The organism is Magnetospira thiophila (genome assembly GCF_054657015.1).
The window spans coordinates 1305712-1321275 of sequence record NZ_BAAHXF010000001.1 but is presented as its reverse complement, the minus strand read 5'-3'; the positions used below and the strand labels follow the sequence as shown (position 1 = coordinate 1321275).

Below are 15564 nucleotides of genomic sequence, written 5' to 3'. Positions count from 1 at the left end.
CACCTGTCATCACATCACGCCGCCAACCTCCGGTGAATACCGGGGATTCAGTTGGTTAGATAAGCCCTATTCACTCAAAGAGCAAGCCAACATGGGACTTCTGCTCGTTTTAACCTTCGTCTTCGTGCCGCTGGCCGAGATCGCCCTGTTCATCGAAGTGGGGGATCAGATTGGCGTTTGGCCGACCATCGGTGCCACCATCGCCACCGCCCTGATCGGCACTTCCATCATGCGCTTACAAGGCCGGGCCACCTTTGAGCGGGCCCGTCAAAGCATGGATCGCGGCGAGATGCCGGTGGATGAGGCCCTCGATGGCGTGTTGCTGCTGCTGTCCGGCGCGTTGTTGCTGACCCCCGGCTTTTTCACCGACAGCCTGGGTTTTTTGTTGCTGTTGCCGCCGCTGCGCGCTTGGCTGCGCGGCCAGTTCCGCAGCCGCATGGACAGTCACCCGGGATTCCGGGTGCGCGGCGAGGCGCGCCGCCCCCGCAACGCCCAAGGCAAGGTGATCGACGGCGAATTCGAGGACATGACCGATATACTGGAAGACGAGCGGCACGGTTGAGCTTCTCGGCAATCCGTGATAGCCAGCATTCAACCTTCAAAAACATTCTAGGGACGGAGTAGAAATCATGGCCGATACCCCCACCGGCGCGCAGCCCGAACAACAGGCCGCGCCTTTGGTCATCAACGGACAATACATCAAAGACATGTCCTTCGAGGCCCCCAACGCCCCGGCGGTCTTCGGCAGCCTGCAAAAGGGTCAACCGGACGTCAACATCGGCGTTGATGTGAATGCCCGACCGCTGCAAGACAATCTGTTCGAGGTGGAGCTTCATGTGCGCGCCCAGTGCAAGGCCGAAGACTCCATCGCCTTCATCGCCGAGCTGGTCTATGCCGGGCTGTTCACCATCAACGTGCCCGATGAGCATCGCGAGCCGGTGCTGCTGGTGGAATGCCCGCGTCTGTTGTTCCCGTTCGCCCGGGCCATTATCGCCGACGTGACCCGCGACGGGGGATTCCCGCCGTTGATGCTGTCGATGATCGATTTCGTGTCCATGTATCACCGCAACAAGCAGGAAGCCTCCGACAAGGCCGAAGCGGCGAAAAAGGACGGCGGCGAAACCATCAACTAGCATGAGGCCAAAATTCGGCATCATGCCCAGCCGCCATTGAGGCGGCGGCCAAGCGCCCTGCGCGCCCGGCGAGGGGATCAAGTGATGCAGATGGCTGCATCACAAACTAACGCAGCCAGATCGGTTCTTTGAGTTTGCCGAGGAATTCCGCGTGGGCGGCCAGTTCCTCGGCGCTCGGCGCGAAGTGGCGGGCCGTGCGGGCCGGGCCGGATGCGGCCTGGGCGTCCTGGGAGACTGCCGGACCCTTGTGGCCCTCGATCAGCAGCCCCGGCTGCCGTCCGCCGATCAGTTCCAGATAGACCTCGGCCAGCAATTGGGAATCCAGCAACGCCCCGTGCAGGGTGCGGTTGGTATTGTCGATGTTGAACCGGCGACACAGGGCGTCCAGATTGGCCTGCGCCCCGGGAAACTTGCGTCGCGCCAGGGGCACCGTATCCACCGCCCGCTCCGGGGACAGGGGTGGCCGACCGCATAACGTCAGTTCGGCATTCAGAAAGCCCATATCGAATTGGGCGTTATGGATGATCAGCGGATCGTCGCCGATAAAATCCAGAAAAGCCGCCGCCACATCGGCGAAAACCGGAAAATCGGCCAGAAATTCCTGCGACAGGCCATGCACCCTGAAGGCTTCCTCCGGCATGTCCCGTTGCGGGTTGATATATTGGTGATAGGTCTGGCCGGTGGGCAGATGGTTGACCAGTTCCACACAGCCGATCTCGACCACCCGGTCGCCGGTCTTGGGGTTCAGGCCAGTGGTTTCCGTATCCAGGACGATTTCACGCATGGCCGGGGCTCCTTGGCACGAGGTCGGCGATGATCCCTTGAATGTGACGCAGACTATAACGCCGACCCAGGCCGGTGGGGATCACATAATCGGCCCGCCGCCGCTTTTCCCGATCCGCCATCTGGCGCGCCAGGATCGCCCTGAACTTGGCGCGCGTCATGCCGGGCCGGGCCAATACCCGGCGGGCCTGCACCCAGGGCGGCGCACTGACCACGGCCACCGCGTCGCAACGGGTCTCGCCGCCGGTCTCGAACAACAACGGAATATCAAGCACCACCAGCGGTGCCCGGCGGCAGGCCTGTTGGCGCAGGAAGCGTCGTTCCTCAATCCGCACCAGAGGATGCAGCACGCCTTCCAGCTTTTTCAGCGCCGTGGACTCATGAAACACCCGCGCTCCCAGCGCCTGACGATCCACTCCTTGCGGTCCGACCACTTCCGGAAACAGCTTGCTCAGTTCTGCCAGCGCCGCCCCGCCGGGACCGAGCAGCCCATGCACCACAGCGTCGGCATCATGCACCGGCACCCCGAGCCGCCGGAAATCCGCCGCCGCCGTGCTTTTGCCCATGCCGATGGAGCCGGTCAGCCCCAGAACGATCACGCCACCGCCTCCAACATGAAACGCCGCAGATCCTCGGTGACTTGCGGGCGCTGGCCGAACCAGGCCTCGAAGCCGGGGACCGCCTGATGCAGCAACATGCCCAGCCCATCCACCCAGGGATTGCCGCGCCGGGCCGCTTGTTTCAGCAAATCCGTGTGCAGCGGACTATAGACGATATCGGTCACCAGTGCCGTGTTGGGCAGGGCATCGAGGGAGATTTCCAAGGGCGGCTGTCCGGTCATGCCGAGGGTGGTGGTATTGACCAGCAGCGCGGCCCCGTCCAGGGCAACGTGACGATCCGGCCAATCGACAACCTGGATCGGCCCGTCCAGGGCGGTGACCAGAGACTCGGCACGGGCACGAGTGCGATTGCTCAGGCGGATTTCCGGGCATCCGGCATCGAGCAGCCCGACACAGACCGCCCGTGCCGCGCCCCCGGCCCCGAGCACCACCGCCGGGCCATGGGCCGCTGACCACTTCGGCATAGCCGCTTGCAGATTGGCCATGAAGCCATAGGCATCGGTGTTGCGGCCGAGCAGCCGTCCGTCGTCGCCCACCACCACCGTATTGACGGCCCCGATGCGGCGGGCCTGTTCATCCAGATCATCGACCGTGGCCAGCGCCGTTTCCTTGTGCGGCACCGTGACATTGCAGCCCCTAAAGCCCATGCGCGGCAGGTCGCGCAGAACCTGGGCGCAGTCCTCGGGACGTACCGCCAACGGCACATAGGCCCCGTCGATCCCCCGTTGACGCAGCCAGTAGCCATGCAGACGCGGTGACAGGGAATGACCCACCGGCCATCCCATCACCCCGGCCAGTTTCGCCCGACCGCTGATCATCCGCGCACCACGCCGAGGTCGCGCAGCTTTTCCAGCAACGGCAACAAGGACAACCCGAGTATGGTGAAATAATCCCCTTCGATGTTGGAAAACAAATGAGTGCCCAGACCTTCCAGGCGATAGCAGCCGACTGTGGTGGTCACGTCTTCCCCCACGGCTTCCAGATAATCATCAATAAAAGCATCGCTGAAATGGCGCATGGTCAGGCTCACGGTGTCCTGATGCGCCCATCGTACCCGATCATCGCGGGCCAGACACAGGGCGGTTTCCAGATGATGGGTTCGGCCGCGCAGGAATTGCAGATGGTCCCGCGCCTCGGCAGGGGTTCGCGGCTTGTCCAGCCAACGATCCTCACAGCGCAGCATCTGATCGGCTCCGACGATCCAGGCCCCCGGGTGCAATTCGGAAACACTCATCGCCTTGGCTTCGGCCAGAGCGGCTGCGGTTTGCAGGGCGGATTGTCCGTCTTTCTTACAGGCTATTTTGATCGGCGTTTCATCCAGATCAGCGGGATGAACGGCATGGGGAATTCCGGCCCCGGTGAGAATGTCCGCCCGCGACCGACTGGCCGAGGCCAGAATCAGCCGTTGGCCTTGGCGGATCATACGTTTTTTTCCTCGCGATCAGCGATCAGCCGGATGATTTGTGCTGCCGTTTCCTCGATCGAGCGGCGGGTCACGTCGATAATGTGCCAGCCATTGCGGGAGGCCAGGCGTTTGGCCATGTTGACTTCCTCTTCGACCCGATCCAGGTCCGTGTAATCCGTGTGATCCTCCTGACCCAGCAACCGCAGCCGATTGCGCCGAATTTGCGCCAACAGCTTGGCGTCCTTGGTCAGACAGACCACCAACGGACCTTTCAGAGTCAGCATTTCATCGGGCAGGGCACAGCCGGGAACGATGGGAAAATTTGCCGCCTTAACGCCTCGATTGGCCAAATAAATACAGGTCGGGGTTTTTGAGGTGCGCGACACGCCGAGCAGCACTACGTCCGCTTCCGCCAGACCACGAGTGGATTGGCCGTCATCGTGAGCCATAACGAAATGCATGGCGTCGATGCGGCTGAAATATTCCGAATTCATGCCATGATGGCGCCCCGGACGACCGCGCATGGGCACATCCACATAATTGGCAATGGCTCCGAGAATGGGATCCAGCACCGGCACGCTGGGCACGCCCAATTCGGCACAGCCCTTTTCCAGAGCTTCCCGGATTTCCGGATTGACCAGGGTGAAAATGCACAGGCCGGGATAGCGGCTGATCCGGTCCAGTACCTTGTCCACGTCCTTGATATGACGGATCAGAGGTGAAAGATGCTCTACGGTTTCAAAGCCTTCAAACTGTAGCAGACATACCCGAGCCACCCCTAAGACGGTCTCACCACTGGCATCGGAAACCAGATGCAGATGCAGCTCTTTGACGGTATCGACGTTATCCACCATTCCCTCACCTGATTGTGGACAACCCGGATTCTTTGCCGGGATGCCTTATTCGATCCCCGCTCACCGATTATACCATCCCCCATTATCCACCGAGGAACAGATTTATTCAGTGATTTGGGAAAACTCCGATCCCTGACCGGATCTGGAATTTCATGCATTTGATTCACAGCTTGGGTATAGCAATTATTTCTCTGTCTGTCGTTGGTTTTAGAAGATTTTGTTGCAAAAGATCCGCCCCCTCGCGGACAGAAATTCCAGCCCCTGAATAGCCGTGTGGATAAAAGCGCTGGGACCAATGATCCACAGCATTCCACCCCCCAACCACTACAACAGCCTCTTTTATCTTTAAAATTAAAATAGTATGGGTGGGGGATGAAAAAAGGAGATGTTTCCCGCCCATGATCCAGTCATCCGATAAAACCATGCTTCGTGCCCTGGCCGGAGAGACCCTGTCTCGTCCGCCGTTCTGGTTGATGCGTCAGGCCGGACGTTATCTGGCCGAATATCGGGCCGTGCGCAAAAATGCCCGCAACTTCCTGGAATTCTGCCATTCGCCGGATTTGGCGGTGGAAGTCACCTTGCAACCCCTGCGCCGCTACGGCATGGATGCGGCCATCCTGTTCAGCGATATTCTGGTCATCCCCGATGCCCTGGGTCAGAAAGTGGAATTCCGCGAGGGGGAAGGGCCGGTGTTGCAGCCGATCCGCTCGGCGGCTGAATTGCAAGCCCTCAGTCTGGATGGGTTGCTCGATCATATGGCGCCGATTTTCGAAACCGTGCGCCGGTTGTCGCATGAGATTCCGGAGACCACGGCATTGATCGGGTTCGCTGGCGCGCCTTGGACGGTGGCCACCTACATGGTCGAGGGCAAGGGCTCCAAGGACTATCCGATCACCCGTTCCTGGGCCTATGGGGACCCGCAAACGTTCAGCAAATTGATTGACCTGCTGGTCGAGGCCACCGCGCTCTATCTGATCGAGCAGGTAAAGAACGGTGCCGAAATCCTGCAATTATTCGATAGCTGGGCCGGGGTCCTGCCGCCGTCGGAATTCCGGCGCTGGGTCATCGAGCCGACCATCACGCTGGTTCAGCGGGTCAAGGCGGCCTGTCCGGATGTGCCGATCATCGGCTTCCCGCGCGGGGCCGGGCTCCAATATGTGGATTTCGTGCGCGAAACCGGGGTAGATGGGGTCAGTCTGGATTCGACCATTCCAGTGACTTGGGCGGCGGAGACGCTACAACCCCATTGCACCCTGCAAGGCAACATGGACAATATGTTGCTGGTGGCGGGTGGCACCGCCATGGAACAGGAACTGAACCATATTCTTGATGTGTTGGGACAGGGACCGTTCATTTTCAATCTGGGTCATGGCATTGTCCCGCAGACGCCGCCGGAACATGTGGCCCGGCTGACCGAAATCATTCAACAGCGCGGCTGACGCGCGGGAGCAGGTGTCGTGGCCCGTTTGGCCGTCGTTTTTTTCAATCTCGGAGGACCGGACCGCCCAGAGGCGATTCGGCCTTTTTTGTTCAATCTGTTCAATGATCCGGCGATCATCAGGGCTCCGGCACCGATCCGCTGGCTGTTGGCCCACTTCATTTCCCGCAAGCGAGCCCCGGTAGCCAAGACTATTTACGAACATCTGGGCGGCAAATCGCCGTTGCTCGATTTGACCCGCGCCCAGGCCGAGGCTTTGCGCGAACAACTCTGCAAAACCGATGAAGCTCGGGTGTTTATCGCCATGCGCTATTGGCATCCCATGAGTGACGAAGTGGCCTACGAGGTGAAAGATTTCGATCCGGATGAAATCGTTTTACTGCCCCTCTATCCGCAGTTTTCCACCACCACCAGCGGTTCTTCCCTGGAGGATTGGCATCGAGCGGCGCGGGCGGCGGGGCTGAACAAGCCGACCCGTGCCGTCTGTTGCTATCCGCTGCAAGCGGGCTGGATCGAGGCGGTTGCCGATTTGACCCGAAAGGGACTCCAACAGTCTGATAATCATGTCAAACAACGATTGTTGTTTTCGGCCCACGGACTGCCGAAAAAGATCGTCGAGGCCGGGGACCCCTATCAATGGCAGGTGGAACAGACCTGTGCCGCCGTGGTCGCCGCATTGGGCGTGGCCGATCTGGATTGGGCGACCTGTTACCAGAGCCGGGTCGGTCGTTTGGAATGGATTGGTCCCTCCACCGAGATGGAACTTGAACGGGCGGCCCGCGACCGGGTGGGGGTGGTGATCGTGCCCATTGCTTTCGTTTCCGAACATTCGGAAACTTTGGTCGAATTGGATATCGAATATCGCGAGACGGCCGAGGCATTGGGCGTACCGGGTTATGTGCGGGTGCCCGCCGTGGGCACCCACGAGGCCTTCATCCAGGGATTGCGGGATGTGGTGCAGCGCTGCCGGACCGGAGACCGGGCGCTCGATAGCGGCACCGGAGGACGGGTCTGCGCTGCCGGACTGGTCGACTGCCCGCGCGACAAGGGGAAATAGCCGATGCTGTGGGATCTGAGTGGTGAACTTTGGCTGTGGACCAAGGCCCTGCATATCATTTGCGTCATGGCCTGGATGGCCGGGCATTTCTACCTGCCCCGGCTCTATGTGTACCATGCCCAGGAACCGGAAAATTCTCCGACCGGCGAGACCTTCAAGGTCATGGAGCGGCGTTTGCTGCGCGCCATCATGAATCCGGCGGCTGTACTTTCACTCTTTTTCGGCTTGATATTATTGGGCAATCTTTCCGAAGACGCCTGGTTGAGCGTTTGGCTATGGATCAAGTTGGTTTGCGTCACCGGCCTGTTCATCATGCACTTTCTGAACATGAAATGGCGGCAGGACTTTCTAGCGGGGCGCAATCGACGTTCCCATAAATTCTATCGGGTGGCCAATGAAGTGCCGACCCTGCTGATGATCGTTCTGGTCATCATGGTGGTCGTCAAACCTTGGGAATGACGGTTTTTTGTTGATGTAGCCATGCTTTTGCACAGGATTTCATAAAATCCCGTTTGACTTGACGTTCTCCCTTGGGTATTTGTGAAACAGATCCCGCACAGCTTATTTTTCCACGCGGGGTTTTGCCTCCAATTTAATATAACGGATTTTGTCCTAAGGCCTCATCGTCAGTCGTGTGCCTGTCATATTTCGGTTTATGCCGGAAGCCTTCAGGACTCCAAAAAAATCCGCCCTCCCGAACATTCCCCTCCCACTATCTGTGACATGTCCCAATGAATCTCCAAGAACTCAAAGAAAAGTCCCCCACCGAGCTGCTCGCCTTCGCCGAGGAGCTGAGCATCGAAAACGCCTCCACCCTGCGCAAGCAGGACATGATGTTCGCCATTCTCAAGCAATTGGCGGAAAACGATGTGGCGATCTTTGGATCGGGGGTTCTGGAGGTGTTGCAGGACGGCTTCGGGTTTCTGCGTTCGCCGGAAGCCAACTATCTGCCGGGACCGGACGACATCTATGTCTCCCCGAGCCAGGTGCGGCGGTTCAGCCTGCGCACCGGCGACACGGTGGAAGGCCAGATCCGTTCGCCCAAGGATGGCGAGCGCTATTTCGCCCTGCTCAAGGTCAACGACATCAATTTCGAGGATCCGGCAGCGGTGCGTCATCGCATCAATTTCGACAACCTGACGCCGCTCTATCCGACCCAGCGGCTGAAGCTGGAAAATCCCGATCCGACGGCCAAGGACACCACGGCCCGGGTGATCGACCTGATTTCTCCGGTTGGCAAGGGGCAGCGCGCCCTGGTGGTCGCCCCGCCGCGCACCGGCAAGACGGTGATGCTGCAAAACATCGCCCATTCCATCTCCATCAGCCATCCGGAATGCTATTTGATCGTGTTGCTGATCGACGAACGGCCCGAGGAAGTCACCGACATGGCCCGCTCGGTCAAGGGTGAGGTGGTGTCCTCGACCTTCGATGAACCGGCGTCCCGTCATGTCCAGGTGGCTGAAATGGTCATCGAAAAGGCCAAGCGGCTGGTCGAACACAAGCGCGACGTGGTGATCCTGCTCGATTCCATCACCCGTCTGGCGCGCGCCTACAACACCGTGGTGCCAAGCTCCGGCAAGGTGCTGACCGGCGGTGTGGACGCCAATGCCCTGCAACGGCCCAAGCGGTTTTTCGGCGCGGCGCGCAATATCGAGGAAGGCGGCAGCCTGACCATCATCGCCACCGCCCTGGTGGATACCGGCTCGCGCATGGACGAAGTGATTTTCGAGGAATTCAAGGGCACCGGCAATTCGGAAATCATCCTCGACCGCAAGCTGTCCGACAAGCGGACCTTCCCGGCCATCGACATTACCAAGTCGGGCACCCGTAAGGAGGAACTGCTGGTGGACAAGGGCACCCTGTCGAAGATGTGGGTGCTGCGTCGCATTTTGATGCCCATGGGCACCACCGATGCCATGGAATTCCTGCTCGACAAGCTCAAACACGCCAAGACCAACGACAGCTTCTTTGAGGCCATGAACAGCTAACGGGTTGTGTCGATGGTTCCTGAGGGCCGCGACCCGGCGCTGCAAGAGCCTTTCGACGTGGCGGTGTTGATGACCACCGTTTTGGAGCCTTCGTTGCTTCAGGCGGTGCGCTCGGTCTATGCGCAGGATTTCCCCGGACGGGTCCAGATTCTCATCGCTGTCGATATGCCCCGGGGTGATCCTGGGTTGCGTGATATCATTGAGCAGGATTGCCCGCCGCGCATGGCCGTGAGTTGGCTCGACATGGGCTATTCCACCTCCATTTCCCACGGCGGCACCGCCCGTTCCTGTTACGGCGGCTATCTGCGTTCGGCCCTTTGTTTTCTGGCCAATGCGGAGCGGTTGATTTTTCTCGACTCAGACAACTGGATGGCCCCCGACCACCTGTCCCGCCTGCTGCAGGCCATTGACGGTTTCGATTGGGCCTATACCCTGCGCTGGTTCGTCGATCCGGTGGAGGACCGGGTGCTTTGTGTCGATGATTTCGAATCCGCCGGACCGGGGCGGGGGATCTATCTGTCGAAACAGGGCGGCTTCGTTGATACCAATTGTATGATGATCGACCGGCGGCGTTGTCTGGCGGCGCTGCATCTATGGTCGGTGCCTATTTCGGCCGATGGCACCGGGCAGGATCATTCTATTTTCAAGGCATTGCGCGCCTATTATTCTGTGGCATGGACTGGGCGGCCGACGCTCTATTATTGGATGCAGGCTGATCGGGGGGCCAATAGGGCACGTTACGCCTTGCTTGAGCAACGCAACGCCCTCCCCCAGCAACCACCGGGCGCGCTGAATGTCCCGGTGGCCCGCACCCAGCAAATGGTCCGGGCCTATCTGGCGGCGCCCGGTCCGCATAAATGCAGTCTACGCACCCCCGGCGCGCCGCTCTCCGGATGGATCAATTGCAATCGCCTGCCCACATCTCCAGACGTGATGGTGGTCGATCCGGCGCGCCCGTTGCCGCTGTCGGACAATCTGCTCGACTATGTGGCGGCGACTTGTCTGATTGAGCGGCTGACGGCGGATCAGGGTCAACGTTTTCTGGGCGAATGTTTCCGCATTCTCAAACCGGGCGGAAAACTGCGCCTGGCCACTCAGGACCTGGAGACGGCGATCCATCAAGGCGGTGAAGGTCGTGCCGAACGGCTTAACGGGTTGTTTTATGATCAGGGTCGGCGCTTTCTCTATAGTCCCGAAACCTTACAAAAACGGCTGTTTCAAGCGGGATTCGAGGCCCTATGCCGAGTTGATCCGGGGCATAGCGACGACCCGGAATTGTGTGGGGTGGAAGAGTCTCTCCCTGCCGACGGGCCGTTGCTGGTCATGGAGGCGATGAAACCTCGGTCCCCGGCAATTCCCGCAGCCCCCAGCGCATAATCCCGCGAATCACCGGTTCCAGGGTCCAGCCCTTGGAAGTGAGACCATATTCCGTGCCCTGCCTGGCAATCAGTCCGGCCTCGGTCAACTTGCGCAGGCGGTCGGCCAGGATGTTGCTGGCGATGCCTTCCGGTGCGTTCAGGAAGGCTCCATAGGTCTGCTTGTTGGCGAACATCATGTCGCGCAGAACCAGCAGGGTCCAACGATCCCCGAACAGGTCAAGAGCGGTGGCGAGCGGGCATATCGAGCGCATGTCCCATCAAACCGCCAATACTTTCATTTTGCAAGTCTCGTGGCGCGAAGCCCCATGCATACAATGATAGGGCGTAATACATCTTGCACATCCCGCGTCACCATATACAATTATGACATGCTATGGGATGGAGGCATGTGATGACGACAGTCTATTTCGCGACTAACAGGAATCCCAACAGGAAAAACAATCCCACCGACTTCGGGTCTCATTTTGGCCCCGACGGTCTGGCCAATTTGCGCTTTGGCCGGGCGACGGTCGAGGGCGAAGAGGTTACCTTGGAGGTGGCCCCGGAAAACATGAACCGGCAGGTGTTTGGCAGCCTCCAGATTTTCAATGCCCTGAAGAATAAAATGGCTGAGAAACAAAGGGATACCATTGTTTTCATTCATGGGTTCAATACCAGTTTCCACGAAGCCCTACGCGATGGCGCGCAAATCCGCAAAAACATGGGCGAAGAAAACGTCAATGTGCTGGTTTTTTCCTGGCCCTCGGATGGCCTGTCCATCCCCCTTCAGAGCTATCACTCCGATCGGATCGACGCCAAGGCCTCGGCCCAGTCCTTCGCCCGTGGATTTCACAAGGCGCGCGACTTTCTGGGGTCTTTGATCGAGACGGATTATTGCAACCATCACCTTCATCTCATCGCCCACAGCATGGGCAACTACGTCTTGCGCCATGCTGTGCAAATGATTCCGCAGGTGGGCGATGCGGCGACTCGCATCTTCGATCAGGTGCTGTTAATGGCCGCCGACGAAGATGACGATGCCTTTGAACATGAATTCAAGCTGCGTTCTCTTCCCCGGCTGGCCCGGCGGGTCACGGTCTATTTCAATAACCATGACCGGGCCATGTGGATCTCCGACAAGACGAAGGACAATCCGGAGCGATTGGGTCACGACGGCCCGCGACTGCCCCATCAGGTGCCGGTCAAGGTGCAATTGGTGGATTGTTCGGAATCCGTTTCCTCGGGCCATTTTCCGCAATTGGCCGAACGGATCAAGCAGCATTCCTATTATCAGTACCATCCGGATGTCATCTCGGACATGCGCCAAGTGCTCGACGGGACCCGGGCGCAACAAATCAAGGGCCGCACTTTCGAGCCGGAAAGTAATCGGTTCGTGCTACAGCCTGCCGATTAAGGCAGCAACACCGTCGAGCCGGTGGTCCTGCGGGCTTCCAAGGCCTGATGGGCCAGCGCCGCGTCGGCCAGGGGGAAGGTCTGGCCGATGTCGATTTTCACCGTGCCGTCGGCCACCACCTCGAACAGTTCCTCGGCCGTCGCCATCAGTTCCTCGCGGGTGGTGATGTAATGGAACAATATGGGCCGGGTGAAAAACAACGAGCCTTTCTGTGCCAGCAACGCCGGTTCGAACGGGGGGACTGGTCCCGAGGCGTTGCCGTAGGAAACCATGGTCCCCAAACGGCGTAGGCAATTCAGCGAATCCTGGAAAGTGTCCTTGCCGATGGAATCGTAGACCGCCGCCACCCCTTCGCCGTCGGTGATTTCCTTGACCCGATCGACGAAATTTTCGTGCTCGTAGAGAATGGTATGGTCGCAGCCTCGGGCCTTGGCAATGGCGGCTTTTTCTTCCGAACCGACGGTGCCGATGACCGTTGCCCCCAAATGCTTGGCCCATTGGCAGGCGATTTGGCCGACGCCACCCGCCGCCGCGTGCAGCAGGATGGTATCGCCCGCCTGCACTTCGTAGCTGCGCCGCAACAGGTAATGGGCGGTCATGCCCTTCAGCATCATGGCGGCGGCCTGGCGGTCGTCGATGCTGTCGGGCAGAGGCACCAGACGGTCCGCCGGATAGAGCCGTTGTTCCGCATAGGCCCCCGCAGGATGGCCGTTGTAGGCGACCCGCTGGCCCAGTTGGAAGCCCTCGACACCGTCCCCCAGCGCCTCGATGACGCCCGCGCCTTCCATGCCCAGGACCGCAGGCATATCCAGCGGATAGAGCCCAGTGCGGTGATACACATCAATGAAATTGACCCCAACGGCGGTATTGCGCAGCCGCACCTGGCCCGGTCCCGGATCGCCGACCTGGATGTCTTCCCATACCATGACCTCCGGGCCGCCGGTTTGGTGAATGCGAATGGCCTTGGTCATGGGTGGATCTCCTTGGGGCGGGATTCAGGAAAGGATTCGGCCTTCGAGGGCCAACAGGCGGCGCTTGGTCTCCAGACCCTCGCCCCCGGAATAACCGGTCAGGGCCCCGTTGGCCCCGGTCACCCGATGGCAGGGAATCAGGATGGGCAACGGATTGCGGCCACAGGCCCCGCCGATTGCCCTTGGACCGGAGCCGGTGACTCGGGCCAGATCTCCGTAGGTCCGTAACTCACCAAACGGAATCAGCTTCATTTCAGCCCAGACCCGTTGTTGAAACGGCGTGCCCTGGGGCAACAGCGGCAGGTCAAAAACTTGCAAATCGCCATCGAAATAGGCATCCAGTTGGCGCTTGGCCTCGTCCAGCACCGGCGATGCGGCGTCGGCCTCCGGCGCCCGGCCCCATTCCAGGGCGACCAGGAAACCGTTTTCCTCGAACAGGGTCAGCGGACCGACCGGACTATGCAGGGACAAATGAGCCATAGGGGCCAGTCTACAACCGGGCGAGGGCTTCGCTCAAGGCTTTCGGATCGGTCAGCGGCAGGCCACAGGTGCGACCGACGCAGACATAGGCGGTCGGCTGATTCTCCACCTGGGTTTTGCCATGGGCCGGATGATCCTCCGGCAGGGCGCGGCCCGGGTCGATGCGTTGAAACACCCGATGCGGATGGGCCGCCCGGAAGGCGCTGTCCCGCAAGGCCGTGCCCTGGGATTCCTCGGCGATCACCACCACCTGGGCACCCCGATGCAACAAATCCAGCGCTCCCAGGGTGACCGGTTGATTGACCAGCCTGTCCCGGGGGCCGTTGGTGATCGCGCGGATCAGCGATTCGGCAGCCTCGGCATAGGCCTCGTTGCCGGTGAGCAGGTATAAGCGGGCGTAATTTTCTGCCATGGCACCGTTGCCGGAGGGAGTGACGTTATCGAAAATCGGTCGCGGACGGGCAATCAGATCGGTGGTATCCGAAGCCGACAGGGCGAACACCGGCCCGACCCTATGATAGGTTTCCACGGTCTCCAGCCATTGGGTCGCTTGCGCGAGATAGTCGGCCTTGCCGGTGGTTTCATAGAGGGTCAGGGCGGCGCGGATCATCTGCGCGTAATCGTCCAGCACCGCCGGATGCGGCGCTTTTCCGTCTTTCCAGGTATGGCGCAAACGGTCCTCGATAACCAGATGGCGCAGAATGAAGGCATAGACGGTTTCGGCGGCTTGCAGCCAGTCCGGCCGTCCGAAGACCACCCCCGCATGGGCCAGCGCGGCAATGGCCAGACCGTTCCAATCGGCGAGGATCTTGTCGTCGCGGCCCGGACGGGGACGCCGATCGCGCACGGCCCGCAACTGAGCGCGGTTTTCAGCCAGTCGCGCCTCCATGACCGGGGTTTTCAGTTCCAGGTCGGCGCTGCGGTTGAGAATGTTGGTGCCTTCCCAGTTGCCTGATTCGGAAACCCCGTAGTTTTCCTTGAACAGGGGGGCGTCGTCTTTCAGCAGTTGGTCGATCTGGCGGGAGTCCCAGACATAGAATTTGCCTTCCTCGCCTTCGCTGTCGGCGTCCAGGGTTCCGGCAAAGGCGAAATCATCGCCGTCGGAAATCACCATTTCCCGCAGCAGCCAGTCCACCGTTTCGGCAATTCGCTGGGCATAAAGATCGCTGCCTGTTTCCTGCCAAACCGTGGTCAGCAGGTCGACGAGCTGGGCGTTGTCATAGAGCATTTTCTCGAAATGCGGCGCCAACCAGGCTTCATCGGTCGAGTAGCGGGCGAAGCCGCCGCCCAGATGATCATAGATGCCGCCCTGACAGATGCGGTCCAGGGTCGTGGTCACCGCCTGTTTGTACAGGGTGGAGCGGGTACGGTGATAGGAATTCCAGACGAAACGGAACAGAGTCGGTTGCGGAAATTTCGGTGCCCCTTGCAGGCCGCCATGGACCGGATCAATCATGCGCAGCAGCGCCTGGGCGATGAAATCGAGGGAATCGGGCGACACCGGCTCGCCGCCGCCCTGGCCGGAACCGGCCTCGTTGGTCGCCTGATCCAGGGCGGCGCGCAGGGATGTGACGTTCTCCAGCACCTTGGACGTCTGGGTATGATAGGCCTCGGACAGGGATTGCAGGACCTGCGGAAACCCCTGCCGACCCCAGCGCGGTTCCGGCGGAAAATAGGTGCCGCCCCAGAACGGCGCACCGTCGGGCGTCAAAAACATGGTCAGCGGCCACCCGCCTTGTTGTCCCATGAGCTGCAAGGCGGTCTGATAGACCGAATCCACATCCGGGCGCTCTTCCCGATCCACCTTGATATTGACGAACAGTTTGTTCATCAAATCGGCTATGGGGGCCGATTCGAAACTTTCGTGGGCCATCACATGGCACCAGTGACAGGCCGCATATCCGATGGATAGCAGTACCGGCTTGTTATTCTGCCGGGCCATCTGGAGCGCCGCTTCTCCCCAGGGTTGCCAATGCACCGGATTATCCTTGTGCTGCAAAAGGTAGGGGCTGGTTTCACGGGCCAGAAGATTTTTGGTCATGTTGTCCACGTATTTATGAAAG

Annotated in this window: 18 protein-coding genes; 8 read left to right on the top strand and 10 right to left on the bottom strand. The window is 60.1% G+C overall.

Annotation, left to right across the window (positions count from 1 at the left end):
• The first annotated feature begins 91 nt into the window (after positions 1–91).
• Positions 92–562: an FxsA family protein gene (locus tag ACYQ1P_RS06480; protein ID WP_460019529.1), complete on the top strand. Its 471-nt coding sequence runs from the start codon at positions 92–94 to the stop codon at positions 560–562.
• A gap of 67 nt (positions 563–629) precedes the next feature.
• The gene (secB, locus tag ACYQ1P_RS06475; RefSeq protein ID WP_460019528.1) at positions 630–1133 is read left to right on the top strand and encodes a protein-export chaperone SecB; all 504 of its coding nucleotides are present in this window, start codon (positions 630–632) and stop codon (positions 1131–1133) included.
• Between the two features lie 106 nt (positions 1134–1239).
• On the opposite strand, the gene dnaQ is transcribed toward secB, so the two are convergent.
• The 6 genes from dnaQ to ACYQ1P_RS06445 form a co-directional block, all read right to left on the bottom strand.
• Positions 1240–1917, bottom strand: a complete 678-nt coding sequence (gene dnaQ, locus ACYQ1P_RS06470; RefSeq protein ID WP_460019527.1) for a DNA polymerase III subunit epsilon — start codon at positions 1915–1917, stop codon at positions 1240–1242.
• On the bottom strand, positions 1910–2515 hold the full coding sequence (gene coaE / locus ACYQ1P_RS06465) for a dephospho-CoA kinase (RefSeq protein WP_460019526.1): 606 nt from the start codon (positions 2513–2515) through the stop codon (positions 1910–1912). The genes dnaQ and coaE overlap by 8 nt, the downstream gene beginning before the upstream one ends.
• Positions 2512–3354, bottom strand: coding sequence for a shikimate dehydrogenase (locus ACYQ1P_RS06460; RefSeq protein ID WP_460019525.1), 843 nt, complete (start codon positions 3352–3354; stop codon positions 2512–2514). Before ACYQ1P_RS06460 ends, coaE begins: the two co-directional genes overlap by 4 nt.
• Positions 3351–3959 (bottom strand): Maf family protein, encoded by a 609-nt coding sequence (locus ACYQ1P_RS06455; protein WP_460019524.1) that lies wholly within the window; start codon positions 3957–3959, stop codon positions 3351–3353. The genes ACYQ1P_RS06460 and ACYQ1P_RS06455 overlap by 4 nt, the downstream gene beginning before the upstream one ends.
• A complete protein-coding gene (locus ACYQ1P_RS06450; protein WP_460019523.1) occupies positions 3956–4795 on the bottom strand; it encodes a pyruvate, water dikinase regulatory protein in 840 nt (279 codons plus the stop codon). The genes ACYQ1P_RS06455 and ACYQ1P_RS06450 overlap by 4 nt, the downstream gene beginning before the upstream one ends.
• 163 nt (positions 4796–4958) lie before the next feature.
• Complete coding sequence (locus tag ACYQ1P_RS06445; protein ID WP_460019522.1) at positions 4959–5195, bottom strand: hypothetical protein; 237 nt, start codon at positions 5193–5195, stop codon at positions 4959–4961.
• Here ACYQ1P_RS06445 and hemE point away from each other — a divergent pair.
• The 5 genes from hemE to ACYQ1P_RS06420 all read left to right on the top strand — a co-directional run bounded on the left by hemE (position 5194) and on the right by ACYQ1P_RS06420 (position 10655).
• Positions 5194–6234 (top strand): uroporphyrinogen decarboxylase, encoded by a 1041-nt coding sequence (gene hemE / locus ACYQ1P_RS06440; protein WP_460019521.1) that lies wholly within the window; start codon positions 5194–5196, stop codon positions 6232–6234. The genes ACYQ1P_RS06445 and hemE overlap by 2 nt on opposite strands.
• 18 nt (positions 6235–6252) lie before the next feature.
• Complete coding sequence (gene hemH, locus ACYQ1P_RS06435; RefSeq protein ID WP_460019520.1) at positions 6253–7290, top strand: ferrochelatase; 1038 nt, start codon at positions 6253–6255, stop codon at positions 7288–7290.
• A 3-nt stretch (positions 7291–7293) separates the two neighbouring features.
• Positions 7294–7749, top strand: a complete 456-nt coding sequence (gene hemJ, locus ACYQ1P_RS06430) for a protoporphyrinogen oxidase HemJ (RefSeq protein WP_460019519.1) — start codon at positions 7294–7296, stop codon at positions 7747–7749.
• Between the two features lie 272 nt (positions 7750–8021).
• Positions 8022–9278, top strand: a complete 1257-nt coding sequence (rho, locus tag ACYQ1P_RS06425; protein WP_460019518.1) for a transcription termination factor Rho — start codon at positions 8022–8024, stop codon at positions 9276–9278.
• A gap of 12 nt (positions 9279–9290) precedes the next feature.
• Positions 9291–10655 (top strand): methyltransferase domain-containing protein, encoded by a 1365-nt coding sequence (locus ACYQ1P_RS06420; RefSeq protein ID WP_460019517.1) that lies wholly within the window; start codon positions 9291–9293, stop codon positions 10653–10655.
• Here ACYQ1P_RS06420 and ACYQ1P_RS06415 read toward each other — a convergent pair.
• On the bottom strand, positions 10600–10908 hold the full coding sequence (locus ACYQ1P_RS06415; protein WP_460019516.1) for a winged helix-turn-helix transcriptional regulator: 309 nt from the start codon (positions 10906–10908) through the stop codon (positions 10600–10602). The genes ACYQ1P_RS06420 and ACYQ1P_RS06415 overlap by 56 nt on opposite strands.
• Before the next feature lie 140 nt (positions 10909–11048).
• On the opposite strand from ACYQ1P_RS06415, the gene ACYQ1P_RS06410 reads away from it, so the two are divergent.
• A complete protein-coding gene (locus ACYQ1P_RS06410) occupies positions 11049–12050 on the top strand; it encodes an alpha/beta fold hydrolase (RefSeq protein WP_460019515.1) in 1002 nt (333 codons plus the stop codon).
• Here the strand turns inward: ACYQ1P_RS06410 and ACYQ1P_RS06405 are convergent.
• From ACYQ1P_RS06405 to ACYQ1P_RS06395, 3 genes are read right to left on the bottom strand one after another with little or no spacing between them, the layout of a single operon-like run.
• Positions 12047–13021 carry a quinone oxidoreductase family protein gene (locus tag ACYQ1P_RS06405; RefSeq protein WP_460019514.1) on the bottom strand — a complete coding sequence of 325 codons (975 nt, stop codon included), beginning with the start codon at positions 13019–13021 and terminating at the stop codon, positions 12047–12049. The two genes, ACYQ1P_RS06410 and ACYQ1P_RS06405, sit on opposite strands and share 4 nt — an antisense overlap.
• A gap of 24 nt (positions 13022–13045) precedes the next feature.
• Positions 13046–13501 (bottom strand): methylated-DNA--[protein]-cysteine S-methyltransferase, encoded by a 456-nt coding sequence (locus ACYQ1P_RS06400; protein WP_460019513.1) that lies wholly within the window; start codon positions 13499–13501, stop codon positions 13046–13048.
• A gap of 10 nt (positions 13502–13511) precedes the next feature.
• On the bottom strand, positions 13512–15542 hold the full coding sequence (locus tag ACYQ1P_RS06395; RefSeq protein ID WP_460019512.1) for a thioredoxin domain-containing protein: 2031 nt from the start codon (positions 15540–15542) through the stop codon (positions 13512–13514).
• Positions 15543–15564: the final 22 nt, after the last annotated feature.

Bases quoted from the DNA above. Each gene is read 5' to 3' on its own strand.
- ACYQ1P_RS06480 (WP_460019529.1), top strand. From the start codon at position 92: ATGGGACTTCTGCTCGTTTTAACCTTCGTCTTCGTGCCGCTGGCCGAG.
- ACYQ1P_RS06420 (WP_460019517.1), top strand. From the start codon at position 9,291: ATGGTTCCTGAGGGCCGCGACCCGGCGCTGCAAGAGCCTTTCGACGTG.
- ACYQ1P_RS06460 (WP_460019525.1), bottom strand. From the start codon at position 3,354: ATGATCAGCGGTCGGGCGAAACTGGCCGGGGTGATGGGATGGCCGGTG.
- ACYQ1P_RS06445 (WP_460019522.1), bottom strand. From the start codon at position 5,195: ATGGGCGGGAAACATCTCCTTTTTTCATCCCCCACCCATACTATTTTA.
- ACYQ1P_RS06410 (WP_460019515.1), top strand. From the start codon at position 11,049: ATGACGACAGTCTATTTCGCGACTAACAGGAATCCCAACAGGAAAAAC.
- secB (WP_460019528.1), top strand. From the start codon at position 630: ATGGCCGATACCCCCACCGGCGCGCAGCCCGAACAACAGGCCGCGCCT.
- hemE (WP_460019521.1), top strand. From the start codon at position 5,194: ATGATCCAGTCATCCGATAAAACCATGCTTCGTGCCCTGGCCGGAGAG.
- ACYQ1P_RS06395 (WP_460019512.1), bottom strand. From the start codon at position 15,542: ATGACCAAAAATCTTCTGGCCCGTGAAACCAGCCCCTACCTTTTGCAG.
- ACYQ1P_RS06400 (WP_460019513.1), bottom strand. From the start codon at position 13,501: ATGGCTCATTTGTCCCTGCATAGTCCGGTCGGTCCGCTGACCCTGTTC.
- ACYQ1P_RS06450 (WP_460019523.1), bottom strand. From the start codon at position 4,795: ATGGTGGATAACGTCGATACCGTCAAAGAGCTGCATCTGCATCTGGTT.
- ACYQ1P_RS06415 (WP_460019516.1), bottom strand. From the start codon at position 10,908: ATGCGCTCGATATGCCCGCTCGCCACCGCTCTTGACCTGTTCGGGGAT.
- ACYQ1P_RS06455 (WP_460019524.1), bottom strand. From the start codon at position 3,959: ATGATCCGCCAAGGCCAACGGCTGATTCTGGCCTCGGCCAGTCGGTCG.
- dnaQ (WP_460019527.1), bottom strand. From the start codon at position 1,917: ATGCGTGAAATCGTCCTGGATACGGAAACCACTGGCCTGAACCCCAAG.
- rho (WP_460019518.1), top strand. From the start codon at position 8,022: ATGAATCTCCAAGAACTCAAAGAAAAGTCCCCCACCGAGCTGCTCGCC.
- ACYQ1P_RS06405 (WP_460019514.1), bottom strand. From the start codon at position 13,021: ATGACCAAGGCCATTCGCATTCACCAAACCGGCGGCCCGGAGGTCATG.
- hemJ (WP_460019519.1), top strand. From the start codon at position 7,294: ATGCTGTGGGATCTGAGTGGTGAACTTTGGCTGTGGACCAAGGCCCTG.